Source organism: Streptomyces sp. NPDC037288 (genome assembly GCF_055603265.1).
In genome coordinates this window covers 1-21,317 of record NZ_JBVJVY010000034.1, presented here as the reverse complement: position 1 = coordinate 21,317, position 21,317 = coordinate 1, and the positions used below count along the sequence as shown (strand labels likewise).

22 protein-coding genes are annotated in these 21,317 nt (G+C 71.6%); 11 read left to right on the top strand and 11 right to left on the bottom strand.

Going from position 1 to position 21,317, the window contains the following annotated elements; translation table 11 throughout:
- The first annotated feature begins 3 nt into the window (after window positions 1–3).
- The 7 genes from argC (at window position 4) to ACZ7GZ_RS30580 (ending at window position 6,298) form a co-directional block, all read left to right on the top strand.
- Complete coding sequence (argC, locus tag ACZ7GZ_RS30610) at window positions 4–1,032, top strand: N-acetyl-gamma-glutamyl-phosphate reductase (RefSeq protein ID WP_471029097.1); 1,029 nt, start codon at window positions 4–6, stop codon at window positions 1,030–1,032.
- Window positions 1,029–2,180, top strand: coding sequence for a bifunctional glutamate N-acetyltransferase/amino-acid acetyltransferase ArgJ (gene argJ, locus ACZ7GZ_RS30605; RefSeq protein WP_471029095.1), 1,152 nt, complete (start codon window positions 1,029–1,031; stop codon window positions 2,178–2,180). Before argC ends, argJ begins: the two co-directional genes overlap by 4 nt.
- Window positions 2,177–3,085 (top strand): acetylglutamate kinase, encoded by a 909-nt coding sequence (gene argB / locus ACZ7GZ_RS30600; RefSeq protein WP_471029093.1) that lies wholly within the window; start codon window positions 2,177–2,179, stop codon window positions 3,083–3,085. Before argJ ends, argB begins: the two co-directional genes overlap by 4 nt.
- Complete coding sequence (locus ACZ7GZ_RS30595; RefSeq protein WP_471029091.1) at window positions 3,082–4,287, top strand: acetylornithine transaminase; 1,206 nt, start codon at window positions 3,082–3,084, stop codon at window positions 4,285–4,287. Before argB ends, ACZ7GZ_RS30595 begins: the two co-directional genes overlap by 4 nt.
- Before the next feature lie 7 nt (window positions 4,288–4,294).
- Window positions 4,295–4,840 (top strand): arginine repressor, encoded by a 546-nt coding sequence (locus ACZ7GZ_RS30590; protein WP_471029089.1) that lies wholly within the window; start codon window positions 4,295–4,297, stop codon window positions 4,838–4,840.
- Window positions 4,841–4,950: 110 nt separating this feature from the next.
- Window positions 4,951–5,538 carry an RNA polymerase sigma factor gene (locus ACZ7GZ_RS30585; RefSeq protein WP_471029088.1) on the top strand — a complete coding sequence of 196 codons (588 nt, stop codon included), beginning with the start codon at window positions 4,951–4,953 and terminating at the stop codon, window positions 5,536–5,538.
- Window positions 5,528–6,298 (top strand): hypothetical protein, encoded by a 771-nt coding sequence (locus ACZ7GZ_RS30580; RefSeq protein WP_471029086.1) that lies wholly within the window; start codon window positions 5,528–5,530, stop codon window positions 6,296–6,298. Before ACZ7GZ_RS30585 ends, ACZ7GZ_RS30580 begins: the two co-directional genes overlap by 11 nt.
- Before the next feature lie 15 nt (window positions 6,299–6,313).
- Here the strand turns inward: ACZ7GZ_RS30580 and ACZ7GZ_RS30575 are convergent, their stop codons facing one another.
- From ACZ7GZ_RS30575 to ACZ7GZ_RS30540, 8 genes are all read right to left on the bottom strand, one after another.
- Window positions 6,314–7,207, bottom strand: coding sequence for a serine/threonine-protein kinase (locus ACZ7GZ_RS30575; RefSeq protein WP_471029085.1), 894 nt, complete (start codon window positions 7,205–7,207; stop codon window positions 6,314–6,316).
- Entirely contained in the window at window positions 7,204–9,018 is a 1,815-nt protein-coding gene (locus ACZ7GZ_RS30570; protein WP_471029082.1) for an ABC transporter ATP-binding protein, read from the bottom strand. Before ACZ7GZ_RS30570 ends, ACZ7GZ_RS30575 begins: the two co-directional genes overlap by 4 nt.
- A gap of 74 nt (window positions 9,019–9,092) precedes the next feature.
- Window positions 9,093–9,281 carry a hypothetical protein gene (locus ACZ7GZ_RS30565; RefSeq protein WP_471029081.1) on the bottom strand — a complete coding sequence of 63 codons (189 nt, stop codon included), beginning with the start codon at window positions 9,279–9,281 and terminating at the stop codon, window positions 9,093–9,095.
- 84 nt (window positions 9,282–9,365) lie between these two features.
- Entirely contained in the window at window positions 9,366–10,169 is an 804-nt protein-coding gene (locus ACZ7GZ_RS30560; protein WP_471029080.1) for an FAD:protein FMN transferase, read from the bottom strand.
- Window positions 10,162–10,941: an FMN-binding protein gene (locus ACZ7GZ_RS30555; RefSeq protein ID WP_471029078.1), complete on the bottom strand. Its 780-nt coding sequence runs from the start codon at window positions 10,939–10,941 to the stop codon at window positions 10,162–10,164. Before ACZ7GZ_RS30555 ends, ACZ7GZ_RS30560 begins: the two co-directional genes overlap by 8 nt.
- Before the next feature lie 17 nt (window positions 10,942–10,958).
- The gene (locus tag ACZ7GZ_RS30550) at window positions 10,959–12,341 is read right to left on the bottom strand and encodes a ferredoxin reductase family protein (RefSeq protein ID WP_471029077.1); all 1,383 of its coding nucleotides are present in this window, start codon (window positions 12,339–12,341) and stop codon (window positions 10,959–10,961) included.
- Between the two features lie 73 nt (window positions 12,342–12,414).
- Window positions 12,415–12,852, bottom strand: coding sequence for an FMN-binding protein (locus ACZ7GZ_RS30545; protein ID WP_471029075.1), 438 nt, complete (start codon window positions 12,850–12,852; stop codon window positions 12,415–12,417).
- A gap of 10 nt (window positions 12,853–12,862) precedes the next feature.
- The gene (locus ACZ7GZ_RS30540; protein WP_471029073.1) at window positions 12,863–14,215 is read right to left on the bottom strand and encodes a ferredoxin reductase family protein; all 1,353 of its coding nucleotides are present in this window, start codon (window positions 14,213–14,215) and stop codon (window positions 12,863–12,865) included.
- Window positions 14,216–14,443: 228 nt separating this feature from the next.
- On the opposite strand from ACZ7GZ_RS30540, the gene ACZ7GZ_RS30535 reads away from it, so the two are divergent.
- Complete coding sequence (locus ACZ7GZ_RS30535) at window positions 14,444–15,184, top strand: response regulator transcription factor (protein WP_471029071.1); 741 nt, start codon at window positions 14,444–14,446, stop codon at window positions 15,182–15,184.
- Entirely contained in the window at window positions 15,181–16,650 is a 1,470-nt protein-coding gene (locus ACZ7GZ_RS30530; RefSeq protein ID WP_471029070.1) for a sensor histidine kinase, read from the top strand. Before ACZ7GZ_RS30535 ends, ACZ7GZ_RS30530 begins: the two co-directional genes overlap by 4 nt.
- Before the next feature lie 56 nt (window positions 16,651–16,706).
- Here the strand turns inward: ACZ7GZ_RS30530 and ACZ7GZ_RS30525 are convergent, their stop codons facing one another.
- Complete coding sequence (locus ACZ7GZ_RS30525; protein ID WP_471029068.1) at window positions 16,707–17,411, bottom strand: L,D-transpeptidase family protein; 705 nt, start codon at window positions 17,409–17,411, stop codon at window positions 16,707–16,709.
- Window positions 17,412–17,414: 3 nt separating this feature from the next.
- Window positions 17,415–18,002: a pyridoxamine 5'-phosphate oxidase family protein gene (locus ACZ7GZ_RS30520; RefSeq protein WP_471029067.1), complete on the bottom strand. Its 588-nt coding sequence runs from the start codon at window positions 18,000–18,002 to the stop codon at window positions 17,415–17,417.
- Window positions 18,003–18,191: 189 nt separating this feature from the next.
- Here ACZ7GZ_RS30520 and ACZ7GZ_RS30515 point away from each other — a divergent pair, with 189 nt between their 5' ends.
- Window positions 18,192–19,385, top strand: a complete 1,194-nt coding sequence (locus ACZ7GZ_RS30515; RefSeq protein WP_471029066.1) for an argininosuccinate synthase — start codon at window positions 18,192–18,194, stop codon at window positions 19,383–19,385.
- Between the two features lie 51 nt (window positions 19,386–19,436).
- Complete coding sequence (gene argH / locus ACZ7GZ_RS30510) at window positions 19,437–20,867, top strand: argininosuccinate lyase (protein ID WP_471029064.1); 1,431 nt, start codon at window positions 19,437–19,439, stop codon at window positions 20,865–20,867.
- 36 nt (window positions 20,868–20,903) lie between these two features.
- On the opposite strand, the gene ACZ7GZ_RS30505 is transcribed toward argH, so the two are convergent.
- A partial coding sequence (locus ACZ7GZ_RS30505) for a transposase (protein ID WP_471029063.1) occupies window positions 20,904–21,317 on the bottom strand: 414 nt, incomplete at its 5' end.

The window sequence follows — 21,317 nt, the reverse complement described above, 5'->3', positions numbered from 1 at the left end:
GACATGGCGGTACGTGCGGCGGTGGCCGGAGCGAGCGGATACGCGGGCGGAGAGCTCCTGCGCCTGCTCCTCGCGCACCCCGAGGTCGAGATCGGTGCCCTGACCGGGAACTCCAACGCCGGCCAGCGGCTCGGCGCGCTCCAGCCGCATCTGCTGCCGCTGGCCGACCGCGTGCTCGCCCCGACCACGGCCGAGGTGCTCGCCGGGCACGATGTGGTCTTCCTCGCGCTGCCGCACGGACAGTCCGCCGCCGTCGCCGAGCAGCTCGGCCCGGACGTCCTCGTGGTCGACATGGGCGCCGACTTCCGGCTGAAGGACCCGGCCGACTGGGAGACCTTCTACGGTTCCGAGCACGCCGGCACCTGGCCCTACGGCCTTCCCGAACTTCCGGGTGCCCGCGCCGCGCTGGAGGGGTCCAAGCGCATCGCGGTGCCCGGTTGCTACCCCACCGCCGTCTCCCTGGCCCTGTTCCCGGCCTACGCCGCCGGACTCGCCGGACCCGAGGCGGTGATCGTCGCCGCGTCCGGCACCTCCGGCGCGGGCAAGGCGCCCAAGCCGCATCTGCTCGGCAGCGAGGTCATGGGCTCCATGTCGCCGTACGGCGTCGGCGGTGGCCACCGGCACACCCCCGAGATGATCCAGAACCTCAGCGGGGTGGCGGGGGAGCGGGTCGCGGTCTCCTTCACGCCGACCCTGGCACCGATGCCGCGCGGGATCCTCGCCACGTGCAGCGCGTCCGCAGCCGCGGGCGTCACGGCCGACTCCGTCCGGGCCGCGTACGAGAAGGCCTACGCCGACGAGCCCTTCGTCCATCTGCTCCCCGGGGGGCAGTGGCCCGCCACGGCGTCCGTCCACGGTTCCAACGCCGTTCAGGTGCAGGTCGCGTACGACGAGTCCGTGGGCCGCATCATCGCGATCAGCGCCATCGACAACCTGACCAAGGGCACCGCGGGCGGTGCCGTCCAGAGCATGAACATCGCCCTGGGTCTCGACGAGACCACCGGGCTTTCCACGATCGGAGTCGCACCGTGAGCGTCACGGCAGCCAAGGGATTCACGGCGGCGGGCATCGCCGCCGGGATCAAGGAGAACGGCAACCCCGACCTGGCCCTCGTGGTCAACAACGGGCCGCGCCGTGCCGCCGCGGGCGTCTTCACCTCCAACCGTGTGAAGGCCGCGCCGGTGCTGTGGTCCGAGCAGGTCCTGAAGAGCGGCCAGGTGTCGGCGGTCGTCCTCAACTCGGGCGGTGCCAACGCCTGTACGGGCCCCAAGGGCTTCCAGGACACCCACGCCACCGCCGAGAAGGCCGCCGAGGTGCTCGGCCGGGGCGCCGTCGAGGTCGCCGTCTGCTCCACCGGTCTCATCGGCGTCCTGCTCCCCATGGACAAGCTCCTGCCCGGTGTCGAGACGGCCGCCGCGCAGCTGTCCGAGCACGGCGGCGAGAAGGCCGCCATCGCCATCAAGACCACCGACACCGTCCACAAGACCTCGGTCGTCGGCAAGGACGGCTGGACCGTCGGCGGCATGGCCAAGGGTGCCGGCATGCTCGCCCCCGGCCTCGCCACCATGCTGGTCGTCCTCACCACCGACGCGGACCTCGACAACGGGACGCTGGACAGCGCCCTGCGCGCCGCCACCAAGGTGACCTTCGACCGGGTCGACTCCGACGGCTGCATGTCCACCAACGACACCGTGCTGCTCCTCTCCTCCGGCGCCTCCGGCATCACCCCCGAGTACGCCGAGTTCGCCGACGCCGTACGGCAGGTCTGCGACGACCTCGGCCGGCAGCTCATCGGCGACGCCGAGGGCGCCAGCAAGGACATCAAGGTCGAGGTGATCAACGCGGCCAGCGAGGCGGACGCCGTCGAAGTGGGCCGATCCATCGCCCGCAACAACCTCCTCAAGTGCGCGATCCACGGCGAGGACCCCAACTGGGGCCGCGTGCTCTCCGCGATCGGCACCACGAGCGCCGCCTTCGAACCGGACCAGCTCAACGTCGCCATCAACGGCGTGTGGGTGTGCAAGAACGGCAGCGTCGGCGAGGACCGCGAGCTGGTGGACATGCGCTACCGCGAGGTGCACATCGTCGCCGACCTGGCCGCCGGCACCGAGACCGCGACCATCTGGACCAACGACCTCACCGCCGACTACGTCCACGAGAACAGCGCCTACTCCTCATGACCACGAAGCGGAAACACACGGCCCTGCCCAAGGCCCAGATCCTCATCGAGGCCCTCCCCTGGCTGACCCGGCACCACGGCAAGGTCGTCGTCATCAAGTTCGGCGGCAACGCCATGGTGAACGAGGAGCTGAAGGCCGCCTTCGCCCAGGACGTCGTCTTCCTGCGGCACGCCGGCCTCAAGCCGGTCGTCGTCCACGGCGGCGGCCCGCAGATCAGCGCCGCCCTCGACAGGCACGGCATCGTCAGCGAGTTCAAGGCCGGCCTGCGCGTCACCACCGAGGACGCCATGGACGTCGTACGGATGGTGCTCGCCGGGCAGGTGCAGCGCGAACTCGTCGGCCTGCTCAACCAGCACGGGCCCCTCGCCGTCGGCCTGACCGGTGAGGACGCGCACACCATCACCGCCACCAAGCACCAGCCCGAGATCGACGGCGAACTGGTCGACATCGGCCGGGTCGGCGAGATCACCGCGATCGACACGGGCGCCATCGAGGCACTGCTCGCCGACGGCCGCATCCCGGTCGTCTCCTCCATCGCCCGCAGTCAGGACGACGGACATGTCTACAACGTCAATGCTGATACGGCGGCTGCGGCACTCGCTGCGGCACTGGGCGCCGAAACCCTCATGGTCCTCACCGACGTCGAGGGCCTCTACGAGGACTGGCCGGACTCCGACGAGGTGATCAGCCGCCTCACCGCTTCCCAACTGGAGAAACTCCTGCCGGACCTGAGCTCCGGCATGGTGCCGAAGATGGAGGGCTGCCTGCACGCCGTGCGCAACGGCGTCAACACCGCCCGCGTCATCGACGGCCGGGTCCAGCACTCGATCCTGCTGGAGATCTTCACCGACGAAGGCATCGGCACGATGGTCGTGCCGGACGAGGCCGAGGGGGAACCGTCATGAGCAACCAGGAGCTGACCGAGCGCTGGCAGGGCGCGCTCATGAACAACTACGGCACCCCGCGCCTGCCCCTCGTGCGCGGGGAGGGCGTGAAGGTGTGGGACGCCGAGGGCCGGGAGTACCACGACTTCGTCGGGGGCATCGCCACCAACGCCCTCGGCCACGCGCACCCGGCGATCGTCGAGGCCGTCAGCAAGCAGATCGGGCAGCTCGGCCACATCTCCAACTTCTTCATGGCCGAGCCCACCGTCGCCCTCGCCGAGCGGCTGCTGCAGCTCTTCGGCCGGGAGGGCCGGGTCTTCTTCTGCAACTCCGGCGCCGAGGCGAACGAGGCCGCCTTCAAGATCGGCCGGCTCACCGGGCGCACCCACATGGTCGCCACCACCGGCGGCTTCCACGGCCGTACGATGGGCGCCCTCGCGCTCACCGGCCAGCCCGCCAAGCAGGACCCCTTCCGGCCGCTGCCCGGCGACGTCACCCACGTGCCCTACGGCGACGCCCAGGCGCTCGCCGCCGCGGTCACCGAGGAGACGGCGCTGGTCGTCATCGAGCCGATCCAGGGCGAGAACGGGGTCGTCGTGCCGCCGGCCGGCTATCTGAAGGCCGCCCGTGCCATCACCGCCGCCACCGGCGCCCTGCTGGTCCTGGACGAGGTGCAGACCGGCGTCGGCCGTACCGGCACCTGGTTCGAGTACCAGGCCCACGAGGGCGTGCTGCCCGATGTCGTCACTCTCGCCAAGCAGCTCGGCGGCGGACTCCCGCTCGGCGCCACCGTGGCCTTCGGCCGGGCCGCCGAACTGCTCCACCCCGGCCACCACGGCACCACGTTCGGCGGCAACCCGGTCGCCTGCGCCGCCGGACTCGCCGTCCTCGACACCATCGCGAACGAAGGACTGCTGGAGAACGTCAAGCGGCAGAGCGAGAAGCTGCGCGAGGGAATCGAGGGACTGGGCAACCCGTTGATCGATTATGTGCGGGGTGCCGGGCTGCTCCTGGGTATCGTGCTCACCGGGCCGCGCGCGCAGCAGGTGCAGCAGGCGGCCCAGGAGGCCGGGTTCCTGGTGAACGCGCCCGCCCCCGACGTCGTACGGCTCATGCCGCCGCTGAACATCTCCGACGCCGAGGTGGGTGCCTTCCTCCAGGCACTGCCCGCAGTCCTCGACGCAGCGAACCCAGTGGATGGGGACGGACGATCCGGAGAATAGGACGACGATGAGGCCAGCGCAGGACCACGAGCAGGCGGCGGGTGCCGGACCCGCAGTGCCGCAGACCCGCACCGCGCGGCACCGCCGGATCGTGGACATCCTCAACCGGCAGCCGGTGCGCTCACAGAGCCAGCTGGCCAAGCTGCTCGCCGACGACGGGCTGAGCGTCACCCAGGCGACGCTCTCCCGCGACCTCGACGAGCTGAACGCGGTGAAGATCCGCAACACCGACGGCGAGCTGATCTACGCGGTGCCGAGCGAGGGCGGTTTCCGCACGCCGCGCGCGCCGCTCGGGGGGTCGGCGAAGGAGGAGCGGATGCGGCGCCTGTCCCAGGAGCTGCTGATCTCCGCGGAGGCCTCCGCCAACCTCGTGGTCCTGCGCACCCCGCCGGGTGCGGCCCAGTTCCTGGCCTCGGCCATCGACCAGGCGGAGCTGCAGGACATCCTGGGCACGATCGCCGGCGACGACACGCTGCTGCTGATCAGCCGGGACCCCACCGGAGGGCAGGCCCTGGCGGACCATCTGCTGCGGCTGGCGCAGAACGGTCACTGATCCCGCATGCGTCGGCCCGCCGGTCGGCGCAGAATGGAAACGTGATCTTCCGCGGCGGGCGGGCGGGTGGGCGGGCAATCCCGTGGCGGCCCTCGACCGTATACAGAGGTGTGTCGGGATTCCGGTTCCCCGTGAGCCGCCTCCCGGACGAGGCTCTGCTGTCCGGGCTGGCCACCGGTGATCCGGAACTCGCGGACACGTTCGTACGGAGGTTCCAGCACCGGGTCTTCGGAGTCGCCATGGCGGTCACCCGTGATCAGCAACTCGCTGAGGACGTCGCCCAGTTGACGTTCGAGCGGGCCTGGCGGCATGCCCAGATCTACGACTCGCGCCGCGGCTCGGTCGCCACCTGGCTGACGACCATCGCGCACAACCTGGCCGTCGACGCCGTCCGCGCACAGCGGACCGAGCCGATGGCGTCCGAGGACCTCGACGCCCTCCTCGACGTCGTCACCGAGACCCCCGAGCGGTGGGCCCTGGCCGACGAGGCCTCCTCCCGGCTGCGGGCCGCCCTGGCGCAGCTGCCCCGGGAGCAGGCCCGGGCTCTGGTGATGGCGGGTATCTACGGGCTGACGGCCCAGCAGATCGCCGAGCGGGAGGGGATCCCGCTGGGCACCGCCAAGACGCGGGTCAGGGCCGCGATGGCGAAACTGCGCACCACCCTCGCGTCTCCGCAGCGAGGCGACCATGTCCAGTGACCCGACCTGCGTCAAGCTGCGGGAGATCGGCGCCGAGCTCGCGCTGAGCGTGCTGTGCGGCAGCGAGCGGGCCGAGGCGGTCGCCCATCTGGACAGGTGCGCGGACTGCCGGGAGTACGTCCGGCAGCTGACCCTGGTCGGCGACCGGCTGATCGGCCTGCTGCCGGACAGCGACCCGCCCCCCGGTTTCGAGGCCCGGGTGGCGCGCAGGCTGGCCCAGCAGGCGACGGCGCAGGAGGGGCGCGGACCCGCGCGCGCGTTCGGCCGTACACCCCGGAGTTTCCGTGGCCGGGCCCGCCGGGCCAGGCTGCGGCTCGCGGCGGTCGCCACCACGCTGGCGCTCGCCGTCGGGTTCGCCGGCTGGGCGGCCGGCACCGCCGTCCAGGAGGTCACGGCGACCGCGCCCGCCACCGAGTCCGAACCCGTCCTGGTCGGCGACATGGTCTCGACCGGTGACAGCGGCCAGCCCGTCGGCGAGGTCTACGCCCACGCCGGCACCCCTTCCTGGCTCTTCGTGTCCGTCGATCTCTCCGGCACCGGCGGCCCCTACACCGGCACCGTCAACTGCCTCCTCGAGCACACCGACGGCACCCTGTTCCGCGTCGGGGACTTCCCGGTCCGCGGCGGACGCGGCGACTGGGGCGTCGGCGCTCCCGGCAACCTGTCGGCCGTCTCCGGCGCCCGCCTGACCTCCCCCGACGGCACCGTCCTGGCCACGGCCCACCTGCAGAAGGGCAAGGTGGTGACCCCCGAGGTGTGACACGGGCCGTTCGGCTCAGCGGCGCTGCGGCCCGGGCAGGGCCGCCTCCAGGGCCGCGGTGAGTTCGGCGACCGTGGGCCGGGACGCCGGGTCGGGCCGCAGGCAGGCGTCGACGGCGGCGGCGAGGGCGGGCGGCAGCCGCCGCCGGGAGGCGATCGGCGGAGCGGCCCCCTCCGTCTGCGGATACCGGTGGTCCTGGCCGCCGGTGACGCCGTCGTCCGTCTCTGCCCTGCCCCCGGACGCCTCTGCCCTGCCCCCGGGGCCGGTCTCGCCGTGGTCGAACGGCACCTGACCGCACGCGACCTCGAACAGCGTGACGCCGATGCCCCACACGTCGGCGGCGGCCGTGAGCGGACCACCGCGGGCCTGCTCCGGAGCCAGATAGCAGCAGGTACCCACGCCGGCCGGCGCCGGTCCGGGCGGCCGTGCGACGCTCAGGTCCAGCACCTTGGCATGACCGCGCTCCACCACCACGTTGGCCGGCTTGAGGTCCAGGTGCAGCAGGCCCCTGCCGTGCAGATAGTGGATCGCGGAACACAGCTGCACCCCCAGCAGCGCCACGTCCGCCGCGCCCGGCCGGCGCCGCAACCGGTGCACGAGGTGGGACAGCGTCTCACCGGTCAGTGTCTCCAGGACGACGAGCGGCTCCGGCGACGCGAAGACGTCGTAGCCCCGGACCAGATGGGGGTGGCTGAACTCCCGCAGCCACCGGCCCTCCCGCAGCAGCCGCTCGCCGAGCTGCGTCTCACCCCGCCGGTCCGGCCGCACGGCCTTGAGCACACAGCGGCAGGCACGCTCCGTGCTCCAGGCGTCGTAGACGTCCTGCCAGCCGGTGCGCGCCAGCTGCGCCAGGATCTCGTATCCCGGCGCCGGCCTGGTGCCCGGTGCGAGGGGCCCGGGGCCGCTCATGACGGCACCGCTCCCGCACTGAGCCGGTGCAGCCGGGCGTACGTCCCCTCGACGCGGAGCAGATCGGCATGGGCGCCGTGCTCCACGACCCGGCCGTGGTCGAGCACCACGATCCGCGTGGCGTCGCGGACGGTCAGCAGGTTGTGGGAGATGACGACGGTGGTCCGCCCGGCCATGAGCCGGCGCAGCGGGTCCATGATCCGCCGGCCGGACCGCGCGTCGAGCCCCGTGGTCGGCTCGTCCAGCAGCAGCACGGGCGCGTCCCTGATCATCGCGCGGGCGATCGCGAGGCGCTGGCACTGCCCGCCGGACAGCGTCCGGCCGCGCTGGCCGACCAGCGTGCCGTAGCCCTCCGGGAGCCGCTCGATGAACTCGTGGGCGTCGGCGGCACGCGCCGCCGCGACGATGTCCGCCTCGCTCGCGCCGGGCCGGCCGTAGGCGATGTTCTCCCGCACGGTGCCGTGGAAGACGAGCGTCTCCTGGAGCACCACCGCGACGTTCTCCCGTACGGCGGCCGGGCTCAGCTCCCGCAGATCGACTCCGTCGAGCAGGACCGCGCCCCGGTCGGGGTCGTAGAAGCGCAACTGGAGCTTGGCGACCGTGGACTTGCCGGCTCCGCTCGCCCCCACCAGCGCCAGGGTCTCGCCGGGCGCCACCTGGAAGGAGGCGTCCGCCAGTGCCCACGAGGAGGTGCCGGGATAGCGGAACCAGACGCCGTCGAAGCACACGTCGCCCCGCGCCCGGCCGATCCGACGGGCGGCCGGCGGCTCGGTCACCTGCGGTTGCTGGTCCAGCAACTCGATGATCCGTTCTGCCGCGGCGGAGGCGGAGTAGAAGCTGGTGCCGAGCCCGGACAGGCCGTGTACGGGGCCGTAGAGCTTGCCGATCAGCGCCAGGAAGACCAGCAGTCCGCCCAGCGTGAGCTGCCCCTGGGCCAGCTTCCAGGTGCCGAGCCCCATCACCGCGAGCCCGCCGGTCACCTCGATGATCTCGACGATGGGTCCGTAGACGGCCCGGATCCGTGCCGAGGCCATCGCCGCCCGGAACCTGCCCGCGCTCTCCCGGTCGAACCGGCGCGCCTCCCAGCCCTGCCGGTTGTACGCCTGCACCAGGGCGACGTTGCCGAGCGCCTCCTCGGCGACCGCGCTGAGCGAGCCGCTGCGGCGCCTGCGCTCCCGCGACGCCGTCCTGACCAGCCGTGAGAAGTGCCGGGCGGCGAGCCAGAACAGCGGTACGACGGCGAGGGCGAGCAGGGTCAGGTCCCACCCCAGGTAGAACAGCAGACCCAGATAGACGCCCAGACAGATGACGTAGTACAGGGCGTCCGCCACCCCCGAGAGCAGGAACGTCTCGACCGCGTCGACGTCCCCCGTCACACGCGACAGCACGTCCCCGAGCCGCCGGCGCTCGAAGAAGCCGAGCGACAGGCCCTGGACGTGCCGGAACACCGCCGAGCGCAGCGAGAGCAGGAAGCGCTCGCCGACCCAGGTGGACGTCACGTCGTCGGCGAACCCCAGCACCCCGGAGCAGAGGATGAGCCCCAGATAGGCGGGCGCGATCCACTCCAGCGGCCGCAGGTCGCGGGGGACGAGCACACCGTCCACGACGGACTTGAACAGCCAGATCTCCGCGGCGTCGACGGCCGGGCCGAACAGGCTGAACAGGAGCAGGGGCACGAGCCATCGGCGGCCCCCGCGCGTGTACGGCCAGAACCGCCGGAACACCTCACGCGGCGAGACGGTGGGCGCTGCCGCGACGACGGCGTCGGAGCCCTCGCCCACCGCCAGCAAACGCCGCAGCAGATGCGCCATGGGATGCGTTCCTCGGGGATCGGCGAAGCGGACCGGGCCCTTGGGGCTCCGGTCCGCTCAGCCCCGGTGCGCGATCAGTAACCGCCGTGCCCGTGGCCGTTGCCGTGGTTGTGGCCGTTGCCGTGGTTGTGGTTGTGGCCGTGATCGTGGTTGTGGCCGTGATCGTGGTCGTGACGGTGTCCGTGCCCGGAAGAGTCGTGCCGCGACGTGTCGTCGTCGTGGCCGCCGCGCTTGGCGGGCATGAGACTGCTGAAGATAGCCATTGCGTTCCTCCCGAAAAATTGCTGCACATGGGATACGTGTCAGGGAGGAAGTGGGATGGCTGATTTCGGGAAAAAGTATATTTTTCAACCCAGTCGTGCGGCCAGCCCCCCGGTGCACCGCACCTCGTCCCCGGCCGTGATCAGCAGGGCCTCCACATCGGGCAGCGACTCCAGCCACCCCAGGCCCGCCCGCGACCCCATCGCGAACGCCGCCGTCGCCCAGCAGTCCACCCAGGTCAGCCGCGGACCCACCACCGTCACCGACACCAGGTCCGTGACCGCAGGCCGGCCCGTGCGCGGGTCCACGATGTGCGCGCCCCGCTCGGCCGTGCCGGACGTCGCCACCGACAGTTCGTCCGCTCCCGCAGTCGAGATCACCGCGGCCAGCCCGCCCGGGCGCAACGGGTCCGCCACGCCCACACGCCACGGCCGCTGCGGCTCCGGCGAGCCCAGCATCTGCACGTCCCCGCCCCCGTTCACGCTGACCCCGTGTACCCCGGCCACCTGTGCCAGCAGCCGCGCGGCCCGCTCCGCCGCCCAGCCCTTGACGATCCCGGTGGGATCCGGCACGCCCCGGTACCGGGGGCTGAACCAGCCCTGGCTCGCGCGTTCCGCCTCGGCGGCGAGGTCCAGCACCTCGGCCACCTCCGGCGCACACTCCGCCACGGTCAGCTCACCCCGGGCCAGCCGCGAGATGTCGCTGTCCTCCCGGTAGGTGCTGAAGACCGCGTCCGCCCGGCGCAGTCCGGCCACCGCTTCGGCCAGCGCCTCGCGTACCGCACGCGGTTCCCCGCCGCGGACGTCGAAGGAGAAGACGGTCCCCATGACCTCCTCCGCATGACGCACCGCGGCGGGAGTCCCGGCCGGCTCGGCCACCGTGTCAGCCACCGGCCTGGTCCAGCGCGGACTGCAGCGACTGTTGGTAGCCGGTGCTGGTGTAGGTGGCGCCGGAGACGGCGTCGATGTGCGCGTTCCCGGCCGCGACGGCCTCCTGGTTGAGCTTGGGTACGGCCATGGCGGTCTTCTGGTCGCTGAGTCCGCCCTTGGGCGCCTGTACCGCCTCGGCCCTGGTGACCTTGCCGCCGGCGACGGTGACGCGCACCTGGACGGGACCGTACTGGGTCTGCGCGACCTTCCCGGTGACGGTGCGCGCCTGCGCGGCCCCCGGGGACCCGGCGTTCGACGCGGGCGCCGACTTCACCTTGTCCAGCGCGGACTGCAGCGACTTCTTGTATCCCGTGCTCGTGTACGTCGCCCCCGACACCGAGTCGATCCGCGCGCTCTGTGCCGCGACGGCCTCCTGGTTGAGCTTAGGTACGGCCATGGCGGTCTTCTGGTCGCTGAGTCCGCCCTTGGGCGCCTGTACCGCCTCGGCCCTGGTGACCTTGCCGCCGGCGACGGTCAGCCGTACCTGCACGGTCCCGTACTGCGTCTGCGCCGCGTCGCCGGTCACCGTGCCGGAGCCGGTGGAGGCCTGCGCGCCGCCCTCGGTGCCGCCCTGCGGTGACTGCTGCGCCCCCGCGCCCGGTGACGGCGCCGCGCCCACCGCCGACGCCGAGGCCGGGTCGGACGCCGGCTTCAGCGCCAGCAGCAGTACGACACCGGACACGGTGGCGGCCGTGGCCAGGACGACCCGCCGGATCGGGTGGCTCTTCCTCATCGCTTCGCAGCTCCTGCTCACATCTCGAACGACTCGTGGTGGATGCGGCGGGCGGGGACCCCCGCGCCGCGCAGCGCCTCGTACACCGACTGCGCGAACCCGGCCGGGCCGCACATGAACACGTCGTGGTGGTCGATGTCCGGGATCTTCCGCTGGAGGTTCTCCGCGGAGATGTCCGGGCGCTCGCCCTCCGGGCTGTTCACCGCGTACATCAGCCGGGCGCCCCGCTCGTCGGCGATCTTCGCCAGCTCGTCCCACAGCGCCAGGTCCTGGGTGCTGTTGGCCCGGTAGAGCAGGGTGATGTCACCGGCCGCGCCCGGCAGTGTCTCGAACAGCGCCCGCATCGGCGTGATACCGACCCCGCCCGCGACCAGCAGCACCTTGCCCCGGCTGCGGCGCTGCGCGGTCATCGCGCCGTACGGGCCCTCCGCCCACACCCGGGTGCCGGGCGTCAGCTCGCGCAGCCGGGCGCTGTGGTCGCCGATCGCCTTCACCGTGATCCGCAGCATGTCCGGGCGAGGGGCCGCCGACAGCGAGTACGGGTGCGAGCTGAAGCGCATCCCGGGGGCCAGGAAGCGCCAGCGGAAGAACTGCCCCGCCTCCGCGCCCATCCGGTGCAGCCTCCGCCCGCCGATCAGCACCGACACGATGCCCGGCGTCTCCTCGATGACCGCCTCGACCCGCATCCGGTGCTTGAGGTTCAGCCGGATCGGGGTGAGGATTCTGTACCACAGCACCAGCGCGGTGACGGTGCCGTACAGCCCGTACCAGAAGGTCTTGGCGGCGGGCTCGACCGCGAAGTCGTTGCCGGTGGTGATCTGGTGCCAGAACGTCAGGAACACCGCCGCGTACGTCAGCAGGTGGACGTGGTACCAGGTGTCGTACGGCATCCGGCGGCGGACCACGCCGATCGACGACAGCCCGATGAGGACGAACAGACCGGTGCCGATGGCCGCCTTGCCCATGTCCGGCAGCTGGTTGATGGAGTCGATGGTCTGCTGCACGATGTCGCCGAGCGACTTGCCCGCCTGCAGCGCGTAGCCCCACATGGTGAGGAACACGTGCGCCACGATCAGGCAGAGCGTGTATCGGCCGCTCATCGCGTGCCAGCGGGCCACCCGGTCGGAGCCGACCCGCCGTTCCAGTGCCGGCACGCGTGCCATCTGCAGCACGACCAGCGCCATCAGATAGCCGGCCAACAGGCCGGTGATCCGGCCCGCGTTGAGGATCCTGCTGTTGTCGTCGGCAACGGACGGTGTGTTGTGCCACCAGAGCCACAGCACGGCCGCCGCGCCCGCCCAGACGGCGAGCAGCAGCGGGACGGCCGGGGAGCGGCGCGGGCGGATGCGGCGCATCGTCTGTCGGCGGGCGGCACGTCCGCCTGCGAGGGTGGTGGTCACGGTTCCTCCGTGGGGACTTGGCCCTTGGCCCAGAGATACGTGCCGCATGCGCTGGGTGTTCAGAGGCCCCGCCTCACAGTCCCGCCGAGTCCAGCGCGGACTGGAGGGACCGCCGGTAGCCGGTGCTGGTGTACGTGGCGCCCGACACCATGTCGATGTCCGCGCTCTGCGCGGCCAGCGCCTCACGCCGCAGCTGCGGGAGCGCGTAGCTGTTGATCTCCTGGTCGCGGGGGTTGTCCTGCGGGTACCGCACGGCCGTCACGTCCGTGAGCCTGCCGCCCTTGATCGTCGCCCGCACCTGGACCGGTCCCCAGCGGGTCTGGACGGTGTTCCCGGTGACGGTCCTGGTCGCTGTGCCGGCATCCGCTGAGACAGGGGCCTTGGTGCTCGCCGTCACCACCGTGGGACTCGTGTGCGGTTTCAGTGACAGCAGGAGCACCATCCCGGAGACGGTCGCGGCACTCGCCAGCACGATCCGGCGCAAAGGACGGTTCTTCTTGAGTGCGTGCACGTCGGATGCCTCACAGTTCGAACGACTCGTGGTGGATACGGCGGTCCGGGACCCCGGCCGCGCGCAGCGCCTCGTACACGTCCCGGGCGAAGCCGTGCGGACCGCAGACGTAGACGTCGTGGGCGGCCAGGCCCGGGAAGGTCGCGCGCAGCGACTCCGCCGTGATGTGCGGGCGTTCGCCCTGCGGGCCGTTCAGCGCGTACAGCACCTGTCCGCCGCGCCAGCGGGCGAGCGCCTCCAGTTCGCCGCCGAGCGCCAGGTCCTCGACCCCGCGCGCCCGGTAGAGCAGGGTGACCTCGCCGGGCAGCGTCTCGAACAGCGCACGCAGCGGGGTGACGCCGACGCCGGCCGCGATCAGCAGGGAGCGGTGGCCGGCCGCGCGGTCGGCGGTCATCGCGCCGTACGGGCCCTCCGCCCACACCCGGGTGCCGGGCCGCAGCAGGGCGACGGCCGCGCTGTGGTCGCCGAGCGCCTTGACGGTGATGCGCAGGCGATCCGGGCGCGGCGGAGCCGACAGCGAGTACGGCGTCGACGTCCAGGCCAGGCCCTCGCCGAGGAACCGCCAGCGGAAGAACTGCCCCGGCCGCGCGCCGAGTTCGTCGAGATGCCGCCCGCGTACGACGACCGAGTACACACCCGGTGCCTCCTTGTGCACCGAGTCCACACACAGCTGATGGCGCCGGTTGAGCCGGACCGGGACGAGGATCCGGAACCACAGCACCAGGGCCGCGACCCCCAGGTACAGCGCGTACCAGAGTGCGGTCGCGGCCGGCTTGCCGTTGAACTCGTCCCCCAGCGTCAGCTGGTGGAAGAAGGCGAGGAAGACGGCCGCGTACGTCAGCAGATGGACGTAGTACCAGAGCTCGTGACTGACACGGCGGCGCACCGCCCGGGCCGAGGTGACGCCGACCGCGAAGAGGATCACCGTGCCGGCGGTGGCCTTGAGCATGTCCGGGTAGTCCAGGACGACGGTCACCGTCTCGTGCCACAGCGAGGCCCGGTCCTGGGCCGCGTACCCGGCGAGGATCAGCACGATGTGCGCGACGAGCAGGCAGACCGTGTACCGGCCGGCCATCGCGTGCCAGCGCGCCACCCGGTCCGAACCGATCCGCGTCTCCAGCAGCGGCACCCGGGCCATCAGGCCGACGAGCACCGCGCAGGCGTACCCGCACAGCAGCCCGGCGATCCGCCCGGCGCCGGTCAGCCAGCCGGCCGTGCCGACCACCGACCCGGTGTCCGCCCACCAGAGCGCGGCCACGGCCGCCGCCCCGGCCCACAGCACGGCCAGCACGGGCCCCGCGGGGGAGTGCCGTGCGGTCACGGGCACGGGCGGGGCCGCCTGCCGCGCATCCACGGTGGTCATCGGTCGCTGTCCCTTCGGCCGTCGTACCGGGCTGGTCCGGCGTACCGGGCCACTGTGCGGGGCGAAGCTCTGAGCCACCTCTGAGCGAGCCTGTGACCAGGGGCTTCGAGAGCGGACTCAGAGGGTTTCCGCAGGCCGCGTCCCGCGGACGGCCGCCCGCACTCAGAGAGAACTCAGAGGGCGGGCGGTTCGTCCCACCCGTCCGTCTGGGTGATGCTGGTAAGCGCGATGAACACCACCCGTTCCGGCCGCCCGGCCCTCACCCGACCCGACGGCACCCCACTGCGCGTCCTCGTCGTCGACGACGACCCCGACCTCGCCGAGGTGCTCACCGGCGCCCTGCGCTACGAGGGCTGGGAGGTGCGCGCGGCCGGCGACGGCGCCTCGGCCCTGACCGCCGCGCGCGAGCTGCTGCCCGACGCCGTCGTCCTGGACGTGATGCTCCCCGACACCGACGGCTTCGCCGTGCTGCGCCGCCTGCACGAGGTGAAGCCGGACGTCTGTGTCCTCTTCCTCACGGCACGGGACGCGGTCGAGGACCGCATCGCCGGCATCACCGCGGGCGGCGACGACTACGTCACCAAGCCCTTCAGCCTGGAGGAGGTCGTCGCCCGGCTGCGCGGTCTGCTGCGCCGGGCGGGCATGGCCCGGCAGCAGGAAGAGGGGCCGCGGCTGATCGTGGGCGACCTGGTGATGGACGAGGAGGCCCGCGAGGTCACCCGGGCCGGCGAACTGGTCGAACTCTCACCCACGGAGTTCGAACTCCTCCGCTTCCTCATGCGCAACCCGCGCCGTGTGCTGAGCAAGGCGCAGATACTCGACCGGGTGTGGTCGTACGACTTCGGCGGCCGCGCCCATGTCGTGGAGCTGTACATCTCCTACCTGCGCAAGAAGGTCGACGCGGGCCGCGAGCCCATGATCCACACGGTGCGCGGAGCGGGCTACGTCCTGAAGCCGGTGACCAAGTGAGGCCCGTACGGCGCCTGCGCCTGCCCCGCCTGCGCACCCTGCGCGCCCGGCTGACCTTCGGCCTGGTGGTGCTGCTGGCGGTGAGCTGCGCGGCCGTGGGCCTGGCGGCGGTCGTCGAGCTGAACGGCTTCCTCACCCAGCGCCTGGACGAGCAGCTCGCCCAGGTCGGCACCCGGTTCCCGGAGAGTCTGGAACACAACGGCAGACTGCCGGACGACCACGACGGGGACGAGCACGGCGACACCCGCCGGATGGCGACCGGCACCTTCGGCGCGCGCCTGCTGAACGGCACGGTCACCAACAAGGGCCTCATCCGGGGCGGCGACCCGTCCGCCGACCTGGGCGTCGGCCTGACGGCACAGGACAGCGCGCGCCTGGCCCGGGTACCGGTCGACGGCCGGCCCCACACCGTCGAGCTCTCCGCCCTGGACGACTACCGGGTCGTCGCCTCCGCCGGCCGGGACGGGGACGTGCTGATCGTCGGCCTGCCGCTGGAGCCGGTCCAGGCCACGGTGCACCGCCTGGAACTGGTCGCCGGGGTCGTCTTCGGCCTCGCGCTCGTGGTGACCGGCGTGGCCGGCGCCCTCTGGGTCCGCTGGTCCCTGCGCCCGCTCAGCCGGGTCGCCGCCACCGCCACCCGGGTCAGTGAGCTTCCGCTGGCCAGCGGCGAGGTGGCGCTGCCGGCGCGGGCTCCGGACACCGATCCGGACAGCGAGGTCGGCCGGGTCGCCGGGGCCTTCAACCGCATGCTCGGCCATGTCGAGGACGCGCTGACCAAGCGGCACGCGAGCGAGGAGCGGCTGCGCCGCTTCGCCGCCGACGCCAGCCACGAGCTGCGTACCCCGGTCGCCTCGGTCCGCGGGCACGCGGAACTGGCCCTCCTCCATCCGGGCCCGGTACCACCGGAGGTGACCCGCGCCCTGCGGCGCATCACGGCCGAGTCCGCCCGCATGGGCGAGATGGTCGACGACCTGCTCCTGCTGGCCCGCCTCGACGCGGGCCGCCCGCTGGAGCGCGGCCCGGTGGATCTGACCCACCTCGTGCTGGACGCGGTCACGGACGCCCGCGCCACCGGCCCCGACCACCGCTGGACCCTGGACCTCCCGGAGGAACCGGTGACGGTGCCGGGAGACGCCCACCGACTCCACCAGGTGTTGGCCAACCTGTTGGCCAACGCGCGTTTGCACACGCCCGTGGGCACCAAGGTCACGGTCACCCTGGAGACCGCCACCGACTCGGCCCTCCTCTCCGTCCACGACGACGGCCCCGGCGTCCCCGAGGGCATCCAGCCCGACGTCTTCGAACGCTTCACCCGAGCGGAACACCGCCGCCGAGCCGACGCCCCCGGCGGCGGTGCCGGCCTGGGTCTGTCGATCGTGACGGCGGTGGCGGAGGCGCACGGGGGCAGCGTGGACCTGGAGAGCGAACCGGGCTCCACGACGTTCAGGGTGCGCTTGCCGACCTGAGGAGGGGCGCGGGGCTGTGCCGACACGCGGCTGCGCCGCGCGGGCGCACGGCGGAGTCAGTACTGGGTGAGAGCCGTGATCCCGTCGACGGTCCCGATGGCCATGTGCGCCCGCTTCCCAGGCTCCACCCACCGCAGAATCCGCTCCATGGCGTCCGCCGGTACCGACACACAACCAGCCGTGGCCCCCAGCCCGTTGACATGCAGGAAGATGCCGGCGCCGCGCCCCCGCACCGGCTGGGCGTAGTTGAACCCGATGACGAGCCCGTACGCGTACTGCGTCGTATAGGAGATCAGGTGCTCCGACTCGGACGCCCGGCAGTCGCCCGGCAGCGGGTCCACCCACCGGTTGTACGACGCCGAGTCATTGTCCTGGCACCACCACGAACTCTCCTTCACCGGCCGGTACTCGACGCTCGTCCCGCTCGGCGCCGCCTTGATCCCGAAGCCGAACGGAAGGTCGTACAGCCCGGTCGGCGTGGTGTCCGTGCCCTGTACCCGCGAGCCGCCGTCGACGAGCCCGTTCGCTCCGAACCGCGCCGGTGCCGTACCGGTCTGCACCCACTGCCCGTCCTTCAGGTCCCACCAGGTGAGCGTGCCCGAGGTGGAGCCGGCACTGTCCGCCTGCGCGGTGATCAGCTGGCTGCCGCCGCCGGTGTCCGTCATCCGTGCGGGCAGCGGCTCGGACCCCGTACCCGGGGCGGAGCCGAGCAGGGCGAGCGAGGACGCGGACACGAGGGCCAGCACGACACCGGGGCGCATGGCTCAGACGGTAGATGGCGGAAGCGGCAACGGCAGCCCGGGTAGTCCGTCCAGGCTCGTCGCGACATGCTCCTTCTTCTCGAAGTACGCGCCCAGCGAGGCGTCGTCCTCCCGTGCGAAACGCTTCCCGTGCAGGTCGCGGTCGCTCTCGTACGCCATGTAGGGGACGGCGTACCCGCAGGTGTCCCGGACCAGGTCCGCGTGTACGACGATGATCGCGCGCAGTCCGTGCCGGGTCGGGTCGATGTCGGGGAAGCGGGCGAGCAGCTGCTTGAAGCGCGGGTCGTCCCGGAAGACGGGTTCGCCCCGGCCGTGCACGCGCACGATGTTCGGCGGGCCCTGGAAGGCGCACCACATCAGGGTGATCCGGCCGTTCTCCCTGAGGTGCGCGACGGTCTCCGCGTTGGACCCGGCGAAGTCCAGGTAGGCCACGGTCAGTTCGTCGATGACGGCGAAGGACCCCTTGAGGCCTTTGGGGGAGAGGTTGACCGTGCCGTCGCCGGACAGGGGGGCGGTCGCGGTGAAGAAGAGGGGTTGCTCCTCGATGAAGGTCCGGAGCCTGCCGTCGATGCGCTCATAGGTCTTTCCCATGTCTAACGATTATCGACGCAACCCCTTCGCTTGTCTGAGGAATTCATGGAGAGGCCCGCCACCGCGATCACCGCGCCGGAGAACGCCACGGCGGCAGCGCCCGCCGGCGATCGCCACGCGAGAATTGACGAATCATGCAGACCTCTGCATACTCATGCATGACAGTAAGTGCAGTGTGAGGAGAAACCCGTGACCGAGCGCGTCGTACTCGCCTATTCGGGCGGTCTGGACACCTCCGTCGCCATCGGCTGGATCGCCGAGGAGACGGGCGCCGAGGTCATCGCCGTCGCGGTGGACGTCGGCCAGGGCGGCGAGGACCTGGACGTCATCCGCAAGCGCGCCCTCGCCTGCGGTGCGGTCGAGGCCGAGGTCGCCGACGCCAAGGACGAGTTCGCCGACGAGTACTGCCTCCCGGCGATCAAGGCCAACGCCCTCTACATGGACCGCTACCCGCTGGTCTCCGCCCTCTCCCGGCCCGCGATCGTCAAGCACCTGGTCGCCGCCGCGAAGAAGCACGGCGCCACGACCGTCGCCCACGGCTGCACCGGCAAGGGCAACGACCAGGTCCGTTTCGAGGCCGGCATCGTCGCCCTCGCCCCCGGCCTGAAGTGCATCGCCCCGGTCCGCGACTACGCGATGACCAGGGACAAGGCGATCGCCTTCGGCGAGGCCAAGCAGCTCCCGATCGCCACCACCAAGAAGTCCCCGTACTCCATCGACCAGAACGTCTTCGGACGCGCGGTCGAGACGGGCTTCCTGGAGGACATCTGGAACGCCCCGATCGAGGACATCTACGAGTACACGGCCGACCCGGCGACGCCCCGCGAACCCGACGAGGTGGTCATCACCTTCGAGGCGGGCGTCCCGGTCGCCGTCGACGGCAGGCCGGTCACCGCCCTGCAGGCCGTCCAGCAGCTCAACGAGCGCGCCGGCGCCCAGGGCATCGGCCGGATCGACATGGTCGAGGACCGCCTCGTCGGCATCAAGTCCCGCGAGGTGTACGAGGCCCCGGGCGCGATCGCCCTGATCACCGCCCACCAGGAGCTGGAGAACGTCACCGTCGAGCGCGAACTCGCCCGCTACAAGCGGCAGGTCGAGCAGCGCTGGGGCGAACTGGTCTACGACGGCCAGTGGTTCTCCCCCCTCAAGCGCGCCCTCGACGGCTTCATCGACGAGGCCAGCCGGCATGTCTCCGGCGACATCCGGATGACCCTGCACGGCGGTCGCGCGGTCGTCACCGGCCGCCGCTCCGAGTCGTCCCTGTACGACTTCGACCTCGCCACCTACGACACCGGCGACACCTTCGACCAGGCCGCCGCCAAGGGCTTCATCGACATCTACAGCCTGTCGTCGAAGATCGCCGCCAGGCGGGACCTCGCGTGAGTACGGTGCGCACTGTCCGCACATCCACCACTCTCTCTAGGAGCAGCGCAAGTGAGCAGCAACAGCGGTGACGTACGGCTCTGGGGCGCCCGTTTCGCCGACGGTCCCGCCGAGGCCCTGGCGAAGCTGTCCGCCTCCGTCCACTTCGACTGGCGGCTCGCGCCGTACGACATCGCCGGCTCGCGTGCCCACGCGCGCGTGCTGCACAGGGCGGGGCTGCTCACCGAGGACGAGCTGACCCGGATGATCGCCGGGCTCGACCGGCTCCAGGCGGACGTCGCGTCCGGCGCCTTCGTGGGCACCATCGCCGACGAGGACGTGCACACCGCCCTGGAGCGCGGCCTGCTGGAGCGCCTCGGCCCGGACCTCGGCGGCAAGCTCCGCGCCGGCCGGTCGAGGAACGACCAGGTGGCGACCCTCTTCCGGATGTACCTCAGGGATCACGCCCGTACGATCGGCGGCCTGATCGCCGACCTCCAGGACGCGCTGATCGGCCTCGCCGAGGCCCACCCGGACGTCGCGATGCCCGGCCGCACGCACCTGCAGCACGCCCAGCCGGTCCTCTTCGCCCACCACGTCCTCGCCCACGTCCAGTCCCTGTCGCGGGACGCTGAGCGGCTGCGCCAGTGGGACGACCGTACGGCGGTCTCCCCGTACGGCTCCGGCGCCCTCGCCGGCTCCTCCCTGGGCCTGGACCCGGAGGCGGTCGCCCGGGACCTCGGTTTCGAACGCGGCAGCGTCGGCAACTCCATCGACGGCACGGCCTCCCGTGACTTCGTCGCCGAGTTCGTCTTCATCACCGCGATGATCGGCGTCAACCTCTCCCGGATCGCCGAGGAGATCATCATCTGGAACACGAAGGAGTTCTCCTTCGTGACCCTGCACGACGCGTTCTCCACGGGCTCGTCGATCATGCCGCAGAAGAAGAACCCGGACATCGCCGAGCTGGCGCGCGGCAAGTCCGGCCGCCTGATCGGCAACCTGACGGGGCTGATGGCGACCCTGAAGGCCCTGCCGCTCGCCTACAACCGCGACCTCCAGGAGGACAAGGAGCCGGTCTTCGACTCCTGCGACCAGCTGGAGGTGCTGCTCCCCGCCTTCACCGGCATGATCGCCACCCTCACCGTCCACCGTGAGCGCATGGAGGAGCTGGCCCCGGCCGGCTTCTCGCTCGCGACCGACATCGCCGAGTGGCTGGTCAAGCAGGGTGTGCCGTTCCGCGTGGCGCACGAGGTCGCCGGCGAGTGCGTGAAGGTCGCCGAGGCCGAGGGCAAGGAACTGGACGACCTCACGGACGAACAGTTCGCGAAGATCTCCGCCCACCTCACTCCGGAGGTGCGGACCGTCCTGAACGTCCCGGGTGCCCTGGCCTCCCGCGACGGCCGGGGCGGCACGGCCCCGAGCGCGGTCGCCGTCCAGCTGGCCGAGGTGAAGGCGGACGTGGCGGCCCAGCACGAGTGGGCCACGGCCAAGCAGGCCTGAGAGGGCATTTGATCTAGGCGAATTGCCCTTTCTGTTCTAGTAAGTCCCTCGCCAGGTTGGTGTCGTCTCGTCCGTTATGCGCTTGGTGAGGTTGTCGATCGAGGCGATATGGATCATGGCCTCGGAGCTGGTGGGAAGGGTCTCGTAATCGCGAGAAAGGCGCCGGTGCAACATAAGCCAGCCCAGGCTTCGCTCGACTACCCAGCGCTTTTTGACAACGTGAAAGCCGCGGACTCTGGGGTTTCTGTTGACAACTTCAACGTCGATTCCGAGACGTGCACCGTGCTCGATGACGGCGTTCTTGAAGCCGGTGTCGACCCAGCTCTTGGCAAGGGTTGGATACGTCTTCTTGGCTTGGTCAAGAAGACGTATTCCGACGGCGTTCTCGGACAGGCTCGCGGCGGTGACGGTCACGGCGAGGATGAGTCCGATCGTGTCGGTGAGGATGCC